This window comes from Gilvimarinus gilvus (assembly GCF_030518155.1).
GTDB lineage: Bacteria > Pseudomonadota > Gammaproteobacteria > Pseudomonadales > Cellvibrionaceae > Gilvimarinus > Gilvimarinus gilvus.
Genome location: NZ_JAULRU010000154.1, coordinates 43,016 through 64,333, shown reverse-complemented (window position 1 = coordinate 64,333; position 21,318 = coordinate 43,016). Strand labels below are relative to the sequence as shown.

General features: G+C 50.4%; 16 protein-coding genes. 8 read left to right on the top strand and 8 right to left on the bottom strand.

All coding sequences use genetic code 11. From position 1 onward, the window contains the following. Nucleotides 1–78: 78 nt before the first annotated feature. Genes QWI17_RS01150 through QWI17_RS01130 form a run of 5 tightly spaced genes read left to right on the top strand, consistent with a single transcriptional unit; the run spans nt 79 to nt 5,323 of the window. A complete protein-coding gene (locus QWI17_RS01150; protein ID WP_302720654.1) occupies nt 79–780 on the top strand; it encodes an ABC transporter ATP-binding protein in 702 nt (233 codons plus the stop codon). Continuing rightward, nucleotides 761–1,711 (top strand): HlyD family secretion protein, encoded by a 951-nt coding sequence (locus QWI17_RS01145; RefSeq protein WP_302720653.1) that lies wholly within the window; start codon nt 761–763, stop codon nt 1,709–1,711. The genes QWI17_RS01150 and QWI17_RS01145 overlap by 20 nt, the downstream gene beginning before the upstream one ends. Continuing rightward, nucleotides 1,708–2,886 (top strand): efflux RND transporter periplasmic adaptor subunit, encoded by a 1,179-nt coding sequence (locus QWI17_RS01140; RefSeq protein WP_302720652.1) that lies wholly within the window; start codon nt 1,708–1,710, stop codon nt 2,884–2,886. Before QWI17_RS01145 ends, QWI17_RS01140 begins: the two co-directional genes overlap by 4 nt. Continuing rightward, a complete protein-coding gene (locus tag QWI17_RS01135) occupies nt 2,883–4,088 on the top strand; it encodes an efflux RND transporter periplasmic adaptor subunit (protein ID WP_302720651.1) in 1,206 nt (401 codons plus the stop codon). Before QWI17_RS01140 ends, QWI17_RS01135 begins: the two co-directional genes overlap by 4 nt. Further along, entirely contained in the window at nt 4,085–5,323 is a 1,239-nt protein-coding gene (locus tag QWI17_RS01130; protein WP_302720650.1) for an ABC transporter permease, read from the top strand. Before QWI17_RS01135 ends, QWI17_RS01130 begins: the two co-directional genes overlap by 4 nt. Nucleotides 5,324–5,380: 57 nt before the next feature. Here the strand turns inward: QWI17_RS01130 and manD are convergent, their stop codons facing one another. The 4 genes from manD to QWI17_RS01110 all read right to left on the bottom strand — a co-directional run bounded on the left by manD (nt 5,381) and on the right by QWI17_RS01110 (nt 10,820). Next, nucleotides 5,381–6,589 carry a D-mannonate dehydratase ManD gene (gene manD / locus QWI17_RS01125; RefSeq protein ID WP_302720649.1) on the bottom strand — a complete coding sequence of 403 codons (1,209 nt, stop codon included), beginning with the start codon at nt 6,587–6,589 and terminating at the stop codon, nt 5,381–5,383. A gap of 197 nt (nt 6,590–6,786) precedes the next feature. Further along, nucleotides 6,787–7,740, bottom strand: a complete 954-nt coding sequence (locus tag QWI17_RS01120) for a GGDEF domain-containing protein (RefSeq protein WP_302720648.1) — start codon at nt 7,738–7,740, stop codon at nt 6,787–6,789. Nucleotides 7,741–7,840: 100 nt separating this feature from the next. Then, on the bottom strand, nt 7,841–9,148 hold the full coding sequence (locus QWI17_RS01115; protein ID WP_302720647.1) for a beta/alpha barrel domain-containing protein: 1,308 nt from the start codon (nt 9,146–9,148) through the stop codon (nt 7,841–7,843). A gap of 211 nt (nt 9,149–9,359) precedes the next feature. Next, on the bottom strand, nt 9,360–10,820 hold the full coding sequence (locus tag QWI17_RS01110) for a TolB family protein (RefSeq protein WP_302720646.1): 1,461 nt from the start codon (nt 10,818–10,820) through the stop codon (nt 9,360–9,362). Between the two features lie 697 nt (nt 10,821–11,517). Between QWI17_RS01110 and QWI17_RS01105 the strand changes: the two genes are divergently transcribed. Continuing rightward, nucleotides 11,518–13,617, top strand: coding sequence for a putative bifunctional diguanylate cyclase/phosphodiesterase (locus QWI17_RS01105; RefSeq protein ID WP_302720645.1), 2,100 nt, complete (start codon nt 11,518–11,520; stop codon nt 13,615–13,617). Nucleotides 13,618–13,679: 62 nt separating this feature from the next. On the opposite strand, the gene QWI17_RS01100 is transcribed toward QWI17_RS01105, so the two are convergent. Together QWI17_RS01100 and QWI17_RS01095 are read right to left on the bottom strand one after the other, a co-directional pair. Further along, complete coding sequence (locus QWI17_RS01100) at nt 13,680–14,354, bottom strand: HAD family hydrolase (protein ID WP_302720643.1); 675 nt, start codon at nt 14,352–14,354, stop codon at nt 13,680–13,682. Nucleotides 14,355–14,368: 14 nt separating this feature from the next. Continuing rightward, the gene (locus tag QWI17_RS01095) at nt 14,369–15,160 is read right to left on the bottom strand and encodes an AfsA-related hotdog domain-containing protein (protein WP_302720642.1); all 792 of its coding nucleotides are present in this window, start codon (nt 15,158–15,160) and stop codon (nt 14,369–14,371) included. 181 nt (nt 15,161–15,341) lie between these two features. On the opposite strand from QWI17_RS01095, the gene QWI17_RS01090 reads away from it, so the two are divergent. Further along, nucleotides 15,342–16,151, top strand: coding sequence for a substrate-binding periplasmic protein (locus QWI17_RS01090; protein WP_302720641.1), 810 nt, complete (start codon nt 15,342–15,344; stop codon nt 16,149–16,151). Between the two features lie 11 nt (nt 16,152–16,162). Continuing rightward, entirely contained in the window at nt 16,163–17,755 is a 1,593-nt protein-coding gene (locus tag QWI17_RS01085; RefSeq protein WP_302720640.1) for a sensor histidine kinase, read from the top strand. Between the two features lie 11 nt (nt 17,756–17,766). Here the strand turns inward: QWI17_RS01085 and QWI17_RS01080 are convergent, their stop codons facing one another. Further along, nucleotides 17,767–18,207, bottom strand: a complete 441-nt coding sequence (locus tag QWI17_RS01080; RefSeq protein WP_302720639.1) for a DUF6491 family protein — start codon at nt 18,205–18,207, stop codon at nt 17,767–17,769. A gap of 159 nt (nt 18,208–18,366) precedes the next feature. Next, nucleotides 18,367–21,237, bottom strand: a complete 2,871-nt coding sequence (locus QWI17_RS01075) for a glycosyl hydrolase 115 family protein (RefSeq protein WP_302720638.1) — start codon at nt 21,235–21,237, stop codon at nt 18,367–18,369. Nucleotides 21,238–21,318: the final 81 nt, after the last annotated feature.

Genomic DNA, 21,318 nt, shown 5'->3' with positions numbered 1-21,318 from the left:
GCCGGACTTGGCTTGTGGCCCTCCCTCGGCTCGATAACCTTAAGTACTAGCGAGGGTGATAATCAGTAGGAAATAGTTGTGACAGAAGCCATGATAGAACTGGATGACCTGCGCAAAGAGTATCGCAGTGGGGAGATTTCCGTAGCCGCCCTTCAGGGCGTTAGCCTCAGTATTGAAGAAAACGAATTCGTCGCGATCATGGGACCATCCGGTTCCGGTAAATCGACCATGATGAATATTTTGGGATGCCTCGATCAGCCCACCGCAGGTCAGTATCGCCTAGGGGGGCGAGAGGTCAGCTCCATGACGGACGATGAACTCGCCGCTGTGCGCAATCGCGATATTGGGTTTGTGTTTCAGTCTTTCCACTTGTTGCCCCGTCTTAATATTGTTCGCAACGTTATGCTGCCGCTTAAATACACTGAGATGGAGCCGGAAATTGCCCGCGATAAAGCTGTGAGCATGCTCGGTCGGGTCAATCTCGCCAATCGGCTGGATCATGTGCCCAATGAGCTATCCGGTGGTCAGCGTCAGCGTGTCGCTATTGCTCGCGCCTTGGTTAATGATCCTAAAATCATTTTCGCCGATGAGCCCACGGGTAATCTAGACAGCAAAACCTCGGTCGAAATTATGGAGCTGTTTAGTGAATTACACCGTGCCGGGCAAACCATTATTTTGGTGACGCATGAACCGGAAATTGCCGAGTATGCGCAGAAGGTGATTCATATGCGCGATGGAAAAGTAGAGAGGGTTGAGCACAATGCGATATCTAGTCACTAGCTTGTTGTTATCCCTCTGTGTCGTTACTGCCAACGCTGAGACTCTAATGCTCAGTGGTGAAGTGGCGGCCGAAAATTCACAGGTTTTCGTCGCCCCAGAGGCTGAAAGTTGGATGGTGCAAATCGCCTGGATGATTGAAGAGGGTGAGAAGGTAAAAGAAGGCGACCCAGTGGTTCAGTACGATACCGCCAGTATTGCCGCGTCACTGGAACAGCTCGAAGCATCGCTGCGCAAAGTTGAGGCAGAAAGTCGCCGCAATGATCTGGTACAGGACTTGTCTCTACTGGAAGCAAAAAACACCTTACAAGTCGCCGACTTAATGCTGCAAAAAGCACAACTGGATGCGAATATTCCCCGTGAACTCTTAAGCCAGTTGCAGTATGAACAGTATCAGTTGGCGTTGACTCGCGCTCAGAATGCTAAGCAAGAAGCGGAAAAAGCGCTGCAGGTGAAACAGCAGGATGTTGCGGCAGAAAAGCAGCGTAATCAAGTGGAAATAGCCGGAGCTGAAAACGAGCTGGAGCGTGTCCAGGTAATGCTCGATAGTATGACACAGCATGCAGACCGCGCCGGGACGGCAATGTACGTGGAGCACCCATGGACTCGACAAAAGGTGCGAGAGGGCGATTCGGTACAGCGTGGCTTTAGCGTTTTGGAAATTCCATCCACCGATCAGCTGCAGGTAAAGGCCTGGCTCAACGAGGTGGATGTGGCCCGGCTGCACGAAGGGCAGCGTGTGAGTATTGCCTTCGACGCGCGTCCCGGCGTGAGTTTGGGCGGCGTGGTTGAGCGTATTGGTCGACAAGCTGAACCCAAACAACACTGGGGTGATTCCGCGTATCTTAATGTCGATATTCAATTTTCTGATCCGCTGCAAGTGGATTTGTTACCCGGTATGAGTGTGCGAATTGCGGTGGAGGGTGTGCAATGAAATCATTGGCTAGAAATAGTTTGCCCTTGATGTTAGCGCTCCTTTCACTGGTAGGTTGCGGCAGTGAGGATTTGGAGGTGTTGGTCGTACAAAAGGGCGATGTCACCTTATCGATTCAAACGACAGGCGAGCTGTCGACTGAACAAACCGTAGAGCTAGGGCCGCCGGCGGTGAAGTACTCCTGGCAGCATAAATTGTCTTACTTAATTCCCGAGGGTACCTGGGTAGAGCAGGGCCAGAAGGTTATGGCGTTTGATGCCCAGCAGCAGTATTCGCGCTTGCGTGATTTGCAGAATAACCTGGCTACCGAAAAGCAGCGACTGGAAAGCCAGTCACTCGACAATACTCAAGAGAAAGAGCAGCTAGAGCTGGATATTGCCGAGGCGAAAATGGAGTTAGAGAAGGCCACCTTAAAGGCCAGTAATGTCGATAATCTAATGGCACGTATTGATGTCGATAAGCTCAAAATTGACCGCCAGGTTGCAGAGCTTAATTACCGGATGGCCGTTGCAAGACAAAATAACAGGCTCGAGCAAATGGAGGTGAATCGGGAAATTACGCATTCGGAAGTTCAGCGGCTGGAGTCCGAGTTGAATGAACAGCTGCAAGCAATTCAGGCAATGGAGGTAAAAGCCCCCCGCGATGGTCTGGTGGTGTACCTGCCGAATAATGAAGGTGATAAACCCGCCGAAGGCGATCAGTTTTCACTGATTCAAAAAGTCGTTGAAATTCCCGATTTAAACAGTCTGATTATTGAGACAACGGTGGATGAACAAATGGCTTACAAGGTGCAGGTGGGCGATAAAGTTGAGATTAGAATGGATGCGATACCAGAGCGTACTTTTAACGGTAAAGTCGCATCGATGGGTAGAATTGTGCGGGTAAAATCGCGCCGCGAGCCGAGTAAAGTATTCGATGCCATCATAGAGTTGGACGACGCAGACTCAAGTGTAATGCGCCCGGGTATGGCGGCTCGATTATCCATAGTGCAAAAAGTCGTGAGTGATGCGGTCTCTATTCCTCAGCATGCTATTTTTTACCGTGACGGAGCAGCCTTTGTACGTACGACATCCCTTACTGGTGAGAGTGAACAAAGCGTCACAATCGCCGCACGCCAGGCCGGCGAGGCCATTGTAACGGAAGGTTTGAACAATGGTGACGAGGTGATTTTATGAGTCGTTTAGCGGGGCTCGCTGTTATCGTCTGTATATCTTTAGCGATGTTCGGCTGCGGCGAAGCGTCGAAATCGAGTGCTTTAACGATGGAGATAGCACCTAAACCGTTTGAGTTTGTGGTGCCCGGCAAAGGCGATTTAGTGTCGGCAGAAGAAGTTGTTGTCAGTGCGCCTTCCGGCAATCGTGGCCGTTTAACCCTAGCCTGGTTGGTGGAGGAAAACAGTCGGATCGAGCAAGGGGATATCGTCGCGCGTTTTGATGGCACCGAAAATCGCCTGGAAAAACAACGTGCGGAACTGGAGTTAACCAAAAATGAATTAACTCAGAATATTACATCCCGCGAACTACAGCACAGTCAGTTTACCATTGGGCAAGACAGCACCGAAGTCGAGCAAGAAAAACAAATGGTGGAAAAATTCAGCGTTGATGACCTTACTGTCTATTCAAAAAACGAAATTATCGACCAGCTGTTAAGCAAAGATTATTTGGGTGCACAGCAACTGTACTTGAGCTGGTTGCAAGCCAGCCAACAAACCCAGGGCCAGGCACAGCTAGAGTTGCTCAGTCTTACCGGAAAAAATTTCCGCGACTCCATACAATTGAATTCTGCGGCACTGGAAAATCTTGAAGTTCAGGCGCCGGTGTCGGGTATTTTTGTGCATGCCAAAAACTGGCGCGGTGAAAAAGTGCGTTCTGGCCAAAGTTTATGGCCGGGCTCTAAACTGGGGTCAATTCCCAGCCTGGACAAGTTAAACGCTCGTTTGTATGTGCTGGAAACCGAGGCTGCCGGTTTGGAGATGGGGCAGCGCGCCCGCATACGTTTGGATGCCTATCCAGAAAAAATATTGGCGGGTGAAGTCATTGCTCTTGCCAATATCGCGGCGGCGAAAGATACCCGCAGCCCCACCAAGTATTTTGAGGTTACCATTGCACTGGACGATGCTGATCCTAGTTTTATGCGCCCGGGCCAGAAACTGGAAGGCGAGATTCTAGTGGCCCAAAAAGACAGTGCCTTGACCATACCCAACCAGGCGGTATTTAAAGATGACAGTCACACATGGGTCTATGTTCTCGATGGTGGCGAGTTCGAGCGCCGCACGATTACCACTGGGTTAAGAAGCTTAACCCAAACCGAAGTGGTGGACGGTTTAGTGGCCGGAGAAGAAGTTGCTTTGCTTGAACCGCTGGGAGAAAGTTCGTGAATAAATTAAAAACCAGTTTTTTGGAAGCTCTGGAGCAACTATGGTTTCACCGACTTCGCACCTTTTTAACATTGCTGGGCATGATTTTTGGTGTCGGGGCTGTCATTGCCATGGTCAGTGTTGGTGAGGGCGCGGAAAAAGAGGCTCTCAAACTGATTGAATCTATGGGCCTGCGCAATGTGTTGGTGGAAGAAAAAGAAGTGTGGGGTGAGCGCCTGCGAGAGGTTCGTAAGCATTCAGTGGGTCTGTCACTGCACGATGTACAGGCGAGTATGGAAACCCTACCTTTTGCGACGGCCTATAGTGCGGAAAAAGAAATTGAGGTGTATGCCCTTTTCAGTGAGCATGCCGACGGCGACAGTGAAGTGTTTGGTGTGACACCAAGCTTGCTTGAGCTGGCGAGTTTGCAGGTGGAGCAGGGGCGTTGGCTCAACGCGCAGGACGACCGCGTGTACCGCCAGGTAGCGGTGCTTGGTGCCGGCGTTGCCAATCAACTGTTCCCCAGTGGCAATGCGGTGGGACAACAAGTTAAGGTCAACCACCTCTGGCTGGAAGTGGTTGGGGTGCTGGCCAGCAAAAATTTGAGCAAAGACAGTTTTCAGGGTATTGAGCTATCGGGTGAAAATAATCGTATTTACGTGCCGCTGCAAACAACGCTGAAGCGCTTTGAGTTTCGCGATATGGCTGCGGAAATTGACGCCTTTCGTCTACAACTCAACGATGGGGTAAAGCCTCAGGTTGCCGCTGACAATCTTTCACACTTGCTAAAGCGTCGCCATGGGCAGGAAGATGATTTTCAGATCGTGGTGCCGGCCCAGTTACTCAATCAACACGAACAAACCCAACGTATTTTCAATATTATTATGTCGTGCGTGGCGGGTATCTCGCTGCTAGTGGGCGGTATTGGCATTATGAATATTATGCTGGCTACGGTGCTTGAGAGAACGAACGAGATTGGGTTGTTGCGAGCGATTGGCGCCACGCAAAAGAATATTCGCAATCAATTTATCGTCGAAAGCGTAAGCATTGCCGGTATTGGTGGTCTACTGGGGATTGTCTTGGGGTTTACCTTGGCAACGGTGATCTCGACGTTTGCCGGTTGGCCGGTAGCCTGGTCCTTAAACGCGGTGGTAGTGGCGGTAATTTTTTGTACCGCAACGGGTTTAATATTTGGCATTTATCCCGCGATTAAGGCCTCGAAGCTTGATCCCATTACCGCGCTACAGCACGATTAAACGGCAGTGGGCTGTGGTCGCCGCCCACTGTTCGTCAATCAATTCCCACAATAGCCGCTACCAGTGCCAAAGAGTACCGTCTTCTAGCCGGTTAACCGGCAGGCATGCGCGCTTATAAGGGTATTTGGCGGCGAGCTCCTCATTGATGTCCACACCGTGCCCGGGGGCTTCGCCTGGGGTGAAATAACCGTCTTCGAATTGGTAGTGGCGGGTAAACACCGACTCCATCAGTTCGCTGTGAGGCATGTGCTCCTGAATGCCGAAATTCGGTACCCAGTAGTCGAAGTGCAGTGCTGCTCCCATGCATACGGGGGACAGGTCAGTTGCGCCGTGAAAACCGGTTCGCACATGGAACAGTGAGGCGAGATCCGCAATACGACGCAGATGGGTAATGCCGCCGCCGTGAACAATAGTCGTGCGAATGTAGTCAATCAACTGATTTTGCATGAGTTCGCGGCAATCGTGAATGCTGTTAAACACCTCGCCAACCGCAATAGGCGTAGTGGTGTGCTGCCGTATCAGCTTGAAGCCTTCCTGATTTTCCGCAGGTACCGCGTCTTCCATCCAGAACAGGTGATAGGGCTCGAGCTCTTTACCCAGGCGCGCAGCTTCGATAGGTGTTAAACGGTGGTGAACGTCGTGTAAAAGATGGATATCATCGCCAAATTGATCGCGTACCGCCTGAAAGAGCTTGGGGGCGAAGTTGAGGTACTTCTCTGTCGACCAAACCGACTCGGTGGGCAGGTCGGCATCGGCGGGCTCATAGGACTTGCCCTCTTTAGCAACGCCGTAGGTGCTGGCGACACCGGGAATGCCACATTGGATACGAATGGCCTTATAGCCCTGCTCCTGTGCTTGGGCGACAGCGTCAAGAGTCGAGGGAATGTCCTTGCCGTTGGCGTGTGTGTACGCCATGATGCGGTCACGGCTGCGCCCGCCCAGTAGCTGATACAGTGGCATACCGGCCAGCTTGGCTTTGATGTCCCAAAGTGCCGTGTCAATACCGGCCAAAGCACACATGCCAACAGGGCCGCGGCGCCAGTAAGCGCCGCGGTAGAAAAACTGCCAGATATCCTCAATGCGCTGTGGGTCCTTACCGATTAGGGCCGGTAACATATAGTCTTCCAGATAGGACACCACAGACTTCTCGCGGCCGTTTAGGGTGGCATCGCCAATTCCGTAAACGCCCTCATCGGTAGTGATTTTTACGGTAACAAAATTGCGGCCAGGGCAACAAACAATAACTTTGGCTGCGGTGATTTTCACGCAGATTCTCCTCGTGCAGATAGATACTTATGCACCATTATAGCGGCGCTATTGCGCGGCACTCATGCTTTCAGGTGTAAGAACAAGCGAATGGCAATTTCTTATAGTCCATAAAACCATAAGGATATCGGTTATCACTCCAATGGACAAGTGGCGATGCTGCTGTGGTTGGCCGGATTTAAATAATTGGCTCGGAATTATCCGGCATCCACCATTCTATTGCGCCCCTGCTGTTTGGCGAGGTAGAGTCGTTGATCAACCAGGTGCAGGAAGTCTTTGAGGTTGTCGGTGTGCTGAGGCACTGTTGAACCAAGCCCCATACTCACCGTAATGACTTGGCTGGCGCTTGAGCCTTGATGGGGAATTTGTTCCCTGAATACCAGGCTGCGACAGCGGTCGGCCACCTTGCGCGCGGCCTCGTTGTCGGTTTCGGGCAGCACCAAGACAAACTCTTCGCCGCCGTAACGGGCGAAAAAGTCGCGCGAGCGAGTGGCGCCCTGGCTCAAGACTTTAGCGACTTTTTTGAGGCAGTCATCACCCTGAATATGGCCGTAAATGTCGTTAAATTGTTTGAAAAAGTCGATATCGAACAGAATAAGCGATAGTGGCTGGTTGTTGCGCCGGGCGTTAGTCCACTCCACTTCAATTACGGAGTCGAACATGCGGCGGTTGGCAACATTGGTGAGTCCGTCTTTAAACGACAAGTCTTCCAGTTCCTTTTGCAGATCGAAAAGCTTGTCCTCAATTTTCTTGCGCTCACTGATATCAAACATAAACCCGATCAGTGACTTCACCGCGCCCTCGTTGTCTCTAACAACGTGGACGACATCTCGAATCCAGATATATTCGCCGTCTTTGGTTAAAGCCCGGTAGTCGGCTTCATGGTCGGCGCCGGCCTTGGATTGTGATACACAGTAATCAACCGCCCAGTCGCGGTCCTCCGGGTGCATACGTTCGGCCCAGTCCTCTACAGATTTCCAGCTGTCCTGACTCCAACCGAGTAACGCTTCGATTTGTGGCCCAATATAAGAGAATTGGAGTGTACTCCACTCAATTTGCCAGGGGATGGCGTTAGTGGATTCCAACAGGGTTTTATAAAATGCGATATCAAGCTTGGGGCTGATCGCACTGACAGCATCCATTTCTGACATATCTCTTTACCCTTACTCGGACTTAGGGTTGCGTAAATTGCTGAAACTAGGTGCTAATAGTTGCAGCTTGGTATGGGCTTGTAAAGCGTTGTGCTGAGCTTCAATGGGCGGCTGCGCGAGCGCTTGCTTTAGCTCGTTCGTACAGCGCTAACAGGTTGCCAGGTTTATCGTAAACAATTTTCTCGCCCGCGCGTAAATCGCGCCGCATTAACCGCACCATTTGTTCAAGATCTTCTTGAGCAAAATCTGTATCAGGCTGGCCTGTTACTTCAGATAAACGTCCGGCGATGACGCCCGGATCACTCACTACCGGACAAATTCGATAGCCGTATGTGCCGCCAATGGCTTCGGGTACCAAATCCTGAGGGCGCCCTTTAATTTGTCGAAAAAAGCTCAGCGGAAGGCGGTAGGCGTTGTGGCCCAGAATGGGTAAATCATCGGGCACGGCTTGCTCTTCGTCGGTAATCTGCAGGCCAGTAGCCAAAGGCATTAGCTGCTGCAGTTGATACGCCTGCATGTGGGGGTTATCCAGACGCACCAGGTTGGCAATCAGCTCGCCTAGCGAGGCGTGGCCAATTATGGCTGCACGCTTTGGCAATCCGCCCCAAACACCGTCTGCGCCATTTGCCAGTGCCTCTAAGACGGATGCGTTCTCAAAGCCACCGCCCGAGTGCATGTGAACCAAGATTTTGTAGTCGCTGGGCAACAAAGCGCGCGCGGCGGCTACATAGGCGCCGACCTGGAAGGGTAAGTAGGTGCCCCGGTCGTCTTCAAAACTAAGCCCGGTAATGTTGAGCTCGCCGAGTAACTGCAATATTTCAAAAGTCTGCTCGGGGGCTTGGGCGAAAGCGTCACAACCGTCGACGATATTAATAAAGATCTTGGGCTCCGCCCCTTGGTCGCCGTTGACCTGTTGCTTGATCCAGTTAATGCTAACCGGCAAGCTTTGTTTGAGCGTGGCAAAATCGTATTGGCCTTGCATGCCCTCTTTGCTGAGGTAGATCTCATGTAGGGTATTGGGTACGTTATAGTCGCGCAGCTTGAGCATGGACGGCGACGGTGTGAAGTCGCCATGGGAGTCGACCAATCCGACATCGGTAAAGGCGTAGCATCCTGTCGTGTCAATATTGTGGTCGCGCAGGTGCATCATAAAGTCGTCATCGACTTCCAGCTCTTCGGGCATTGAATAGTCGAGGGTGCCAAGCAATATGTTATCGAAGCCAAATTCCCGAATTTTGGGCAGAATGGCGAGTTTGTCCGCCAGAGTTTGGCCTACACGGTCGCCTACCGGATTCTCTCTTAGGGAAAGATCGATAAAAAAGGGTTCTACCGATTGCAGTCGTGCGAGCTTTGCTGAGGCGGCCTCAATAGCGCTATAGGCTATTTGGGCACTTGATCTTGCTGACATTGTGAGTCCCTCTTAAAGTTATCGGGCTAGCAATCTCCCAGTATTACACAGTCTGAATATGCAGACATGACAGTGTTTTAAGCTTCGTTACACGTTAACTTTAGGCCCCACGGTGCTGTTAGTTTCAATCGCAATCTGGGTAGCAAGGCATCGACACATGGCGCTGCCTTGACCCGATGGTGGGCGGCAGATCCCGCCACTGCGTTCGGTATTAGTGCCGGGTATTACTGACAAACGCAATATAACGCCCGTCCGGTGACCAGCTGGGTACATTAATGGTGCCCTGGCCGCCGTACACATAGGCAATAACAGTTGGTTCGCCTCCCTCGGCGGGCATACGACGCAAATACACGGGCTTATAGAACGGGTGGTCTCCGGAGTCGATGTCTGCCATATAGGACAGAAATACCAGACTTTTGCCATCCGGTGATACGTGTGGGAACCAATCGTTGTAGCGATCAAAGGTCAATTGTTGCTGGCCGCTTCCATCTGGCCGCATACGCCATAGTTGCATGGTGCCGGTGCGATTAGAGTTGAAATAGATAAACTCGCCGTCGGGGCCGTATTCGGAGCCGTCGTCCAGTGTTTTGGTGTTGGTCAGCTGAGATTCCTCGCCGTTTGCTATGTCCACAGCGTAAATATCATACTGCCCTTTGCGGTGGCCCGTAAAAATCAGCGTACTGCCGTCGGGTGAGAAGCCGTGCAAATAAGAGTGGCCGGCGCCGGGTTTGGTAATTTGTCGAGGTTCATCGCTTCCGGTGATAGGGAGCGTGTAAATCGTCGAGCGTCCGTCTTCTTCCTGCGCGTGATGGCTGATACCAATATATTTGCCATCAAACGACAAAACATGGTCGTTGTTGTTGTTAGTAGCAAAGCCGGTATTGATGGCGCGAATGCTATGATCGTTAAGATTAAACTTAAACAGTTTGCCGTCGGCGTTAAAAATGAGAGATTGGTTGTCGGGAGTCCAATTTGGCGCTTGAATGGAACCTTCTGCCTGATAGACCACGCGCCGCTGGAGTGTTGTTAAATCGAGTATTTCTAAGTTGCTGCCGATGTAGTCTCGATAAGGGACGAAATCGGCTGCGGCAGGTTTAATAAAGCGCACATTACTTATGTTTGCGGTTTCTACAGCATCCGATTTATGCGCGCATAGCGCCAATCCCACGTACACGGTTTGGTCGAATTCGATATGTGATACTGACGTCACCTGAAACGGTTCTCCCATCCGCGCTGCCGACATAATAAATTGGTTGCCGCGTCGCTCGAGCTGAAGGACATCGGGCTGGGTGATCGCCAGGTGGTACTCTTCGGTGCTCGCGCCAGCTTTTGCCCGAAACTGTAGGGCTGTCAAACCATCTCCATGAGTAGTGGCGTTAATGTGCTTAGCGTCAGTGGTGAGCGCTTCACGTACATGCCAGCCGATTTTTCGGTGTGGGTCTTGTCCCTTGCCGGTAAAAGTAAATTGGGCCCGCACGATAAAGTCGCCTGCGACTTCTCGCCATGCGTAAGCAAACTGATCTTCATCAAGCCACATGTTTTCCCCAGACCCGCTCATTCGGTAGGTTTGAAGCGACTCGTTATAGCTAAGGCTGCCACTATTTTGCACGTTGCCGATGTCCTGAAAATGTTGGAATTGGCCGACAGAATTAGCGTGAGTGAGGATGGGCATAAGTATAACCGTTAGCAAAAGCAGTAAGTGTCTGGCGCAGTGGGTCATGGAAGGTTCCCGTGGGTCCGTCACAATCTTGTTATATTCACTGAGGTTACCGCTTAGGCGGGTTTTCGCCCAGTTTAATTTTGTTAACCTAGCAGGTTGTTGAAGAACCCCTTACGAACCAGCCTGGAAGTCCCGCAGGGCGAGGCCTGAAGCGCACATCTGCCGCACCTTGCCTCTAGCAAAGGGAACCACCCTGTCCGTCGAGACAAGGCACGACATCTGCACGCTTCGGGCCTCGCTGAGCATGCAAGGGGGTTTTCAACAGCCTTGCTAGGGGGCAGGGGCTGATATCGTGTGCCATGCAGATCAAAGATTTATCTGATAATGGGTCGCATTTTCTCTGTCGGCAGGCTACATTTAGGCTTGGGCGTACTCGCTTTAATTTGAGTGAGTTAGAGCCAACGTTATCTGGTGCATAGTAGCTTTGAGACTATTAGTAGGCTGTTGGAAAACCCTTTGCATGCTCAGCGAGGCCCTCCGGGGCTTTCAGGCTGGCCCACACTCGTCGTTGCCACTTTTCGATGGGTGGACCAGACCTTCAAAAGGCCGCCTAGGTTACGAGCCAGCCTGAACGCCTGAGTACGCTTGGGGTATTCAGCAGCCTGCTAGGTTCACAGTCAGGGAATTTTGTCGGTGAGATTAACCGGCGATGGAGAAGAGACTGAATTACATTATGGGAACACCGTTAAAAGTACTTTTCGTAGAAGATTCCGACGTTGATGCAGAATTAACTCTGGTAGAGCTCGAGCGAGGTGGTTTTGTGCCGCGCTCAGAGCAAGTTCAGACTCAGAGCGAAATGTTGGCAGCGCTTGGGGATACTCAGTGGGATGTGGTCATTTGTGACTACAAAATGCCTCGGTTCACCGCCGAAGAGGCGCTCTCCACATTACATGAGAGCGGCCAGGATTTGCCCTTCATTATCACATCAGGCGCCGTTAGCGCGGAAGATGTTGTCTCGTTGCTCAAACAGGGGGCCCATGATTTTATGGACAAGCGGGCACTCGCACGTCTGGTACCCGCAATCGAGCGGGAGCTGCGCGAGGCCGATGTTCGCCGTAGCCAACGTGAAGCCCAGCAGCGGGTGCGCATTCTTTCACGCGCTCTGGAGCAGAGCCCGGTTTCGGTATTGATAACTGACCCGGCAGGAATGATTGAATACGTTAACCCCAGATTTGAGGAGTCCAGTGGCTATCAAGCCAATGAAACTATCGGCCAACATATTGGTTTTACGCTCCAGGATGAGCAATCCGATGATTCTTTGCAGCACCTGTGGTCAACAGTGCGTGAGGGGCAGGAGTGGCGGGGTGAATTTGCCAGTCGGACACGTGCGGGCCAGCTGATTTGGGAAAAAGTGACGGTATCTCCGCTGACTGACAGCGCCGACAGTATTACCCATTTTATCGTCATTAAAGAGGATATTACGGTTCGTCGCAGCTACGAAGAGCAACTGTTGCGTCAGGCTCACTTCGATGAACTGACCAGTTTGGCCAACCGCGTGCTGCTGATGGATCGGATGAATCTCGCTGTGGAGAATGCCGAACGCGAACAGGGTATGTTGGCATTGCTGGGCATTGACCTCGATCATTTTAAAAACGTTAACGACAGCCTGGGGCACAGCATTGGCGATAACTTGTTAAAAGAAGCGGCAGACCGCTTGTCTGCGTGCGTGCGTGGTGGTGACACCCTGGCTCGAATGGGGGGCGATGAGTTTGTGGTGCTGCTGCCGCAGATAAACGATCCGCGTGATGCACAAAAAACCGCAGAGAAAATACTGCGACAGTTTGAACAGCCGTTCGTCATTTTTGGTCGAAACTATTTTGTCACGGCCAGTATTGGCGTGGCTCTTTACCCTGGTGATGGTGCGAACCCACACCTTTTGCTGCGCAACGCTGATCTTGCGATGTACAAGGCGAAGGAACATGGCCGAAATGGGTACCACTTTTTCACTGAGGATATTAATGAGCGTTTACTGGCTCGTTTAGAGCTGGAAGCTCATCTTCGTTTTGTGGTGGAACGAGACGAGCTGCTGTTGCATTATCAGGCAATCTTCGATTTAGCAACAGAGCGGGTAGTCGGTTACGAGGCATTGGTGCGCTGGAATAAGCGTGATGGTGATTTGCGCATGCCGGGCGATTTTATTCCATTAGCTGAAGAGATCGGAATAATTCATGAAATTGACAGCTGGGTTTTGAAGACGGCATGTCTTGAATTGAAAGATGTACTAAAAGATAGAGCGAAATGCCTTGCGGTCAATATATCGTCTAAGCAACTGGATATGCCACATTATGCGAAATTTGTTGGCGAACAACTGACCCTCAATGACTTGCAACCCGAGCAATTAGAGTTGGAAATCACCGAGCGGGTATTGGTAGAGGACACCGAAAACACAAAAAGAAACTTAGAGCTGTTGTGTGAAATGGGGGTGCGCTTATCCATTGATGACTTTGGTACAGGCTACTCTTCTCTCGGTTACTTGCAGCGGTACCCGTTCCAAACGTTAAAGATTGATCGTAGCTTCGTCAGCAATATTTCGGGCGAGGGTAGTGCGTGCCGCTTGATTGAGACGATTCTGACTTTGGCTCACGGCTTGAATCTGGATGTTGTAGCAGAGGGGGTCGAGCGAGAAAAGGAAATGGCGTTTTTGAAGTCGATTGGTTGTGACTATGCCCAGGGTTTTATGCTGGCGAAACCGATGGCGCTGCGCTATGTGCTTAACAGCTTAGAAAGTGAAGTTGCCGGCAATGAGTAAGAGTGCTCCCTGCTAGCAGGGAGCTATTTAAAAAATCATTCATTGCACCTTATTATTGTCATTTATGGATTAATAAGCTCCCATCCGTTATTGATGGCGACGCTTTTCAGGCCGCGTCCGCCGGCTACAACTTTGGCCGTGCCAACCAGCTTTAGCATGGGTAGATCAGAAATGTCATCGCCATAGGCAAAGCAGGTACTTGCCAGGACTTCTCGTTTGGCGAGAAAGTCTCTCACGGCTGTAGCCTTGCCCTCAGCAATTGTTTGTGGCGCGAGTGTCTCGCCCGTACATATTCCGTCAATAGTTTTCAGGTTAATGGCTAGGATATGTTGAACTTCAAGTTCGATAGCGATTGGCTCAAGCAATTGGGTGAATGACCCTGAAACGAATACAGGAATTTCTCCGCGAGCTTGATGATTCTTGAGTCGTCGCAAGACATTTTCATGGTAAAAGTGCGGCATCTCGCTTCTCATTCTTTCGAACCATAAGTTCGAGACCTGGCGAATTTGACTTTCTTTTCTGCCGGAAAAATGCGAGTAGTACAGCCGGTTTAGGTGAGACCAGCACGCATTAGGTTGCATGTGGGTAGTTAGGTCATTGCGATAGGCCGCTTCCTTTTCTGGGTCGGGATATTTTTGGTACCAAAAATCTTGAAAGCTAAGCATGCTTTTAACGGATATCAACGTATCGTCGACATCAAAGAAGGCGTAGCGCTTTTGCTCGATACGGGTAAACATAGCTGCGCCCTCTGCTAACTGGCAATCTGGGTTGATGTTGTGTTGGCGTAATCACTGTAAGCATGGGCCAGGTAACGTTTTTGCGCCTTAGTTGCCTGCAGTTCTTCCTGGCGATCAATCCGAAGCTTATCGATAGCTGAAATGTTGAAGCACAGGCTGGATACGCAGGTGTTGCACTGCACTACGTCGGCCTCAATGGCAAAGCTCAAGCGTTTTGGGTTGTCTATATCCTTTTCAGTGATCCGGCAGGTAATGCTGGCTGTAACAGGAAAAGAAAAGTTATTGTACTTTACCGACATGTCGTTAAGGACAAAGGCATACTGAGTTGTGCTGCCCTTGAGAAAGTAGGTTTCGGTGATTGCGACCGTTGCCTGGCGTACAGCTTCTATTAAAATCATGCCTTGTACATGCTGACCGCTTTGATGATCACTCATAAGCTCACAGTTTTCGTCAATCAGCAGTTGAAGCTCAAAGATGTCCTGGCTGATCTGCCGCGGATGGGAGATTAAGGTGTTCTCGGGTTTGTGTTTATGGCTAATATTTTGACCGGCTCGTTTCGGCAAGTTGCGCCATAAGCTAAAATCAAACATTTTATAATTGGGTGAATTCTCCGCCTCCTTGAGTAAATCGGCAATGCATTGCTCACCCATGCCTTGGCCCGGGAGCAGTGTTGTTTTCCCCTGGTTGGGCAGCATTTGCACGGGCAGAGATAACAGCCCTTTTAATTGCGATACAGTGATGGCATCTTTGCCAAGTGCGTAACTGGCAAACTTGTTGCCGACTACCAAAATGATACGATTGCTCATGGTTCTGATCCTCTATTGCGATGAGATTAAGGTTTATCCGTCCGTGATCAGTGGAACCTGATCAGTACTCGTGAGTATGCGTGTCAAAAAATGATCACTTTGTGTACTCGGTGGTCTTTATCGCATTATTCAGGCCAAAAATTGACGAAAGCCTATACTGAGTAGAAGAACTTTCCTTAAAGTGAGTAAATTGACGCCAAATGTTGCATTTTTACTGAGTTCGGTGTCTGATGACGTGTACAAAGCCTATGAAGAAAAAGGGTTCAGCGTGCGAGAGTCTGTAAGTGTCAAAGTTTTGTTCCTGGTGCTGGCAAGTTTGACGCCTTTTTGGCATGCGCACGCCGGCGCTCTGAAGTTTATTTCTATTGATGTAGAGCCTTGGGCGAGCAACGTTAACGGCGAGATGAAAGGCGCCTTTATAGAAATGGTGCGTGGTATTACCGAGCGAACTGAGCTTGATATTGCTATCACGTTAACGCCTTTTGCCCGGGTCGACCGGGAGCTTGAAACCGGTGGTCATGATTGCACTATTCTCATTCCTCGCAGTGAGGAGATAGTAAAGCCTGGTGAGCTGGTTGCTTTTCATGAGATCGGATTGCTGGGAAGACCGGGTGTTGTACTGGACCATTACTCGGATTTGAGTGATTTAACCGTCTCTGTGCTGAGAGGTTCATCGATAACCGAGCAATTCGATTCAGACGATACCCTTGATAAGGTATATGACACCGACTATTTAATCGCTTTGCGTAAACTTGAGCGTGGTCGTGTCGATGCTATTGCTGGGGCCATTCCAACCATTCGATATTTGGCGGACAATAACGGCCTGTCGGCAGCGATCGGTGAGGAGCTTGTGTTAGGGGATGTACCTCTGGTGTTTCAGTGTTCTCGGCAGTCTAAAAATTTACATGCAATGAAGAAAATTAATCATGCGATTCGACAAATGAAAGAAGACGGGACTATAGAGCGTATTCGTCAACAGTACTACTTTTAAGGGACAGCTCAATGAGGAAAGTGGACTTCTTCAGGAATATTGGCAAAGCATTTGACCACAAAGGTATTGGTCGGCGCTTGCTACTCTATATTATCCTTTTTAGCTCTCTGGTAACTTTACTGGCCACGGCTGTTCAATTGTATACCGACTACCAGCGCGACATTGGTCAGATCAAAGGACGCCTGAATGATATTCAAAGTAGCCACCTGAGTGCCATTAGCGCCAGCTTATGGAATTTGGACGTCGATCAGCTTTATATTCAAATTGAAGGGGTACGTCATCTTCCTGATGTTGACGCCGTAGCTGTTTACGAAGTTTCCAATAATGTTATTAATCCCCTGGTGGTTGAGTCTGGTGATTTCCGAGACGCCAATGCAATCGTCAGAGAGTACAGTATTGTTAACCCTGACAGTTCGACAGGTCAGGTCATAGGTGTTTTGAAAGTACAGGCATCGCTGCGAGAGGTGTATGCCCGCCTACGCGATAAGGCTGTAGTTATTTTACTGAGTCAAGGCATTAAAACATTTTTAGTATCGCTGTTTATTCTCTTTATGTTTTATCGTCTGGTCACCGTTCACCTGCAGGCTATTGCCGAACATTTGGGGCGCTATAAAATTGTTGAGCCAGCACCACGTTTGGCGTTGAAGCGTGAGGAAACATCTCACAAAGACGAGCTGGATCAGGTGGTAGAGGCTTTTAATCACCTCACTGACAATCTTGTAAATGCCTATGATAGCTTACAGTCGATAAATATTGCTCTGGCCAACGACGTCGCTGCACGCAAGCATGCGGAGGCTGAGGTGACTCGGCTTAACCGCGAGCTGGAGGCTCGTGTCACTCGCCGAACGGCGGAGCTTGAGGCGGCGAATCGGGAGCTGGGCAGCTTTTGTTTTTCGGTATCTCACGATTTACGTGCGCCGTTGCGACGTATAGAAGGGTTGAAGAAAGTGCTTGAGGAGCGCTTAGGTAGTGAGTTATCCGCAAGATCTAAGCACTTTCTTGACCGGATCGCAGACGAAAGTCATTCAATGAGTGAAATGATTGACAGTTTCTTGCAGCTATCTAAAGCAACGCAAAGTGAGATGCAAGTCGCAAATATAAACGTATCCACTATTGTAGAGAAAATACTCAATGAAATGAAAGCGCAAGAGCCTGAGCGAACGGTGACCTTAAAAATTCAGGCGGATGTTTATGCAGAAGTAGATCAACGTATTATTACCATGTTGTTTAGCAATTTACTGTCTAATGCCTGGAAATACACATCTAAGCGTGAGCACGCAGAAATTGAATTTGGCGCTTATACCGAAGATTCGGGCCAGCACATATATTTTGTTAAAGATAATGGCTCGGGCTTTGATATGAAGTACGCCAATCGGCTCTTCTCTCCGTTCACCCGGTTGCACCACCAAGATGAGTTTGAGGGCGTTGGCATCGGACTGGCCACCGTACAGCGTATTGTGGCTCGCCACGGCGGCCATGTTTGGGCTGAAGCTTCGCCAGATGACGGTGCTGCGTTTTTCTTTACGCTTTGGGAGCAGCACAGCCATAAGATGAGCCAGTCGATCAGTGGCTTGCCGAAAGTAAACGAGCCGGTAGATTCTTAGTTCGTTGGTGCTTATTCCTCCTGTTCTGCGCTGTGCTTAAACTCCAGAGCGGTATCGTGGGCGGCAAACGCTTGTTCCCGGGTCTTGAACTCAAAAATATGACGAATACGGCAATGGCTTGAGCCAGTCTTTACCCTGTTCATTCCGCCGCCACAGACATCGCCAAAGCGCTCTTCAAACATGCCCCTGGCCGATAGCCCCAAATCTGTGCAGCCAGGCATAACAGTCGCGAGGTAGTACTCATTGCCAAAGGCGTCAATGGACAAAACGTCGTCTTTTAGTACACCAAACCCCTGAATGTCACTTGCGCGCACACAAGCGCGGCCATTTTGACCGGTTGTCTCTAGCAGCGCGGTAGAGATATTCACTGACGATTTCGAGTCTTGAGTAGCACAGCTACTAAGACCAACAATTAATGCTGATGCAATTGCCGCAGTAGATAAATAATTCATTGAAGACCTCGCAATTGTTTGTAAGTAAGACAAACTACCAGTTAATGCCATCCATCAAAACTTTTTATAGCATTTTATTGCTGAGAATAGTAAAGATAAAAAAATCCCCGGCGAAGGACTCTAACCGGGGAAAGCTTCCTGAGGTTGCTCCAGGTCTTGCTACTGAAAATGGCTTTGTGGCGGTCCGAGATAGCTCTCTTTCAGTCCACCCAAATCCAGTACCAATTTTTGCAGGGTAACACCCGGGTCAATGGCGTATACCCGTAATTTATGCGCGCCTGGCCTTGCGACGTTATGTGTACTAACGCTTGACCTGACGCCGTTGCGCACGCCCTCTTGCCAGGCCCTGTGCGAGCTGTCAGCTAACAGTTCAATAACCTGAGGGGCATTTTCATTTATAGCTACTGCATAGCGCAGTTTCTTGCCCGGTGTTATTTCCAGGCTTGGCGCAAATAAGGCGGTAAGTTCGATATCGCCCGTAGAAAAAACAAAGATGTCGTATTCGACCCAGGGGGCTTGCTTTAAATCGCTGTAGCTATTGTCAGTAACTGGAAGCACGGTGATGGAGCCTTGTGTGCGACCATGGCCCGCAATTTTTTCCCAGTTTGCGTCAGCCGCACCTTTTCGTTTGCTGAAATTGGGCGCTTCAATCGATATATAGCCATTGTGTTCAACAAACCCTGTAACCTTGGCTCGGGTCTTTTCGGTAGGAAGAAAGCCCTTCACCTGCACGCGTGCTCCTCCCCAGCCGGTACCTTTAATGAATACATGACTGTTGAAAGCACCGGCTGGCGCTTGGCTCCAGTCAACGCTGACAAAAATGCGCTGTTGTGTTCTTACCTCACCGGCGGTGTGGCTAAGGCTGATCCAGGGGGCGGCGGCTACAGCGGAGTATTCAAAGGGCTTGGTGCCGCGGTTATAAATATCAATATAGTGACTGGTTTCTCCGTAGGGTGAGAACTCAGGCAGCTGCAGCTCGCCTGTATTTGGCCACGCCACAGCTTGACCTTCCGCGGCTACGCCCATGTCAGGTTGATTGTGGGGTTGATAGTGATACGTTACGGGCATGGTGTTGGCGGGTGGATTGTTCCAGTGGGTGTAACCAATGCGCGTTTGTGACATCAGATGATTCCACTTGCCATCGTTAATGGTGTGGTACTGTTCGCTGAGCTCTGCGTCGGCATTGAATAAATCTTTAGCACGTTGGGCGAAGTCGTTCGTATTTGCTCGCCCTTGGTGTGCGTATAGCCGGTTCTTGGCGACGCTGTTGTACAGTTCGTTAATTTGGTAAGTGGCCTTTACCGGGTGCAGCACCAACTGAAAAAAGACACTTTGATACTCCTTGGGCAATGCCGCGTACAGCGCCTCAGCTGATTCGACTAGCCCTGTGAGTTCCGAGCTAATGCGATCCGCTTCGCGATAGTTGAGCTGGCTATAGGTGTCGGGCCCCATTAGCTCCGGCTTGCGGCGACCATTGTGGCGTGTGTAGCCCGATATCAGCTGCTCAATGTGCTCAGCATGTTGTTCACCAAATTCGCGCTCGGCCCATAATCTTCCGAACTCTTGCAGGCGCTGTTGGGGCCAATCAGACGGTTGCCATGCCATACGCAGGAAAAATTCCATCGGGAATTCTTGCGGCTTTAAATCGCCAACATTGACGATCCAGATTTTCTTGGCGTCAAAGGCGTCGGCCAGATTCATCTGCTCCCAGATTTTGGCAATGGGCGTTACATTCGTCCAGCGATAAGAGCGCGGGCCGCCTACGTAATCGAAGTGGTAGTAAACGCCAGCACCGCCGCTGCGTGTGCGCTCGTCCGGTGTTGGCAGGCGTCGGATATTACCCCAGTTGTCGTCAGCCCAGAGCAGGGTGACGTCATCGGGAACTCGCATGCCGTCTTCGTAGTACCCCTGAACTTCTTTATACAGAGCCCAAACCTGCGGTACGTCGGTGATGTCGCGGTCACTGAAAACGTCGAGCAGTATTTCCCGCTGATCTGCAACGATTTTTTCCAGTAACCCAATATTTTGTTCATCGCTCATTGGGGTGTCGGCCTGGCCGCGCATCCCCAAGGTGTAAATGGAATCATAAGGCTTGTTGCGTTTGGCGCCTTCAACCCAAAAATCAAACAGCTTGTCTGGGTTGCGGGCATAATCCCAAGGGCCTTCGCCGTAGCGATTCCACTCTTTATCGGCGCGCATCATGGGTTCGTGGTGCGATGTACCCATAAAAATCCCGTATTCGTGAGCGCGCACCATGTTCAGCGGGTCGTCATCGTTGAAGGCGTTGTTCCACATCGCGGGCCAAAGATAGTTGGCTTTTAGCCGAGTTAATAGCTCGAAGACTTTCTCGTAAAATTGGTGGTTGTAGCCCCCGAATTTTTCTGTGGCCCAGCCGGTTAAAGCCGGGGCTTCATCATTGAGAAAAATTCCGCGGTATTTTACCTCTGGGTAATCAGAAAAATGCAGATCACCTTCCACATATAGATTTTCACGTTGTTTGACGGGTACATCCGCCCACCAATACCAAGGTGACACACCAATTTGTTCACTAACTTCATAAATCCCATAGGCGACGCCGCGGCGGTCGCTGCCTGCAATTACCAGTGCTTTATCAACGTTGCTGGTCGGTTGATCTATCGTTTGCAGAACGTAGCCTTCCCAGCGCTGAGCGATGGCGTTGACCTTGAGCTTGCCCTCGGCAATGAGCTGATCGATCAGAGGGTTGTGGCCGATTTGGCCGGCTATAACGACATGTTTAGCTGCGTCGTTAAGGTGCGTTGACATTAGCGGCTGCGCACCACTGACTCGAGCTATATCTTGTTGCAGATTTGTCAGTGCAATCGTCACCGCGGGATCGGCTGACGAGTGGTGCAGTAACGTTGCCGTTTTGCCTGCGTGTACCAAATGAAACGCATTGGTAGAGTGTGTGTCGGTAACAAACGGCGCGTTGCCCAACGCCAAAACAATATTGGCAGAGCTTAGCGTCAATAAAAAACTCGATAGTAGCGATAATTTCTTGATTAATTTCATAGCCCAAACTGTATAAAGTTGAATTCACCGTTCACCGGCATAGCAAAAAGCGGAAGCGAGCAAAGTCTCAGCACATTCTTA

Coding starts and splice junctions, on each gene's coding strand:
- QWI17_RS01135 (WP_302720651.1), top strand. CDS start 2,883: ATGAGTCGTTTAGCGGGGCTCGCTGTTATCGTCTGTATATCTTTAGCG.
- QWI17_RS01095 (WP_302720642.1), bottom strand. CDS start 15,160: ATGAGCAATCGTATCATTTTGGTAGTCGGCAACAAGTTTGCCAGTTAC.
- QWI17_RS01120 (WP_302720648.1), bottom strand. CDS start 7,740: ATGTCAGAAATGGATGCTGTCAGTGCGATCAGCCCCAAGCTTGATATC.
- QWI17_RS01105 (WP_302720645.1), top strand. CDS start 11,518: ATGGAGAAGAGACTGAATTACATTATGGGAACACCGTTAAAAGTACTT.
- QWI17_RS01145 (WP_302720653.1), top strand. CDS start 761: ATGCGATATCTAGTCACTAGCTTGTTGTTATCCCTCTGTGTCGTTACT.
- QWI17_RS01100 (WP_302720643.1), bottom strand. CDS start 14,354: ATGTTTACCCGTATCGAGCAAAAGCGCTACGCCTTCTTTGATGTCGAC.
- QWI17_RS01080 (WP_302720639.1), bottom strand. CDS start 18,207: ATGAATTATTTATCTACTGCGGCAATTGCATCAGCATTAATTGTTGGT.
- QWI17_RS01115 (WP_302720647.1), bottom strand. CDS start 9,148: ATGTCAGCAAGATCAAGTGCCCAAATAGCCTATAGCGCTATTGAGGCC.
- QWI17_RS01085 (WP_302720640.1), top strand. CDS start 16,163: ATGAGGAAAGTGGACTTCTTCAGGAATATTGGCAAAGCATTTGACCAC.
- QWI17_RS01140 (WP_302720652.1), top strand. CDS start 1,708: ATGAAATCATTGGCTAGAAATAGTTTGCCCTTGATGTTAGCGCTCCTT.
- QWI17_RS01110 (WP_302720646.1), bottom strand. CDS start 10,820: ATGCCCATCCTCACTCACGCTAATTCTGTCGGCCAATTCCAACATTTT.
- QWI17_RS01075 (WP_302720638.1), bottom strand. CDS start 21,237: ATGAAATTAATCAAGAAATTATCGCTACTATCGAGTTTTTTATTGACG.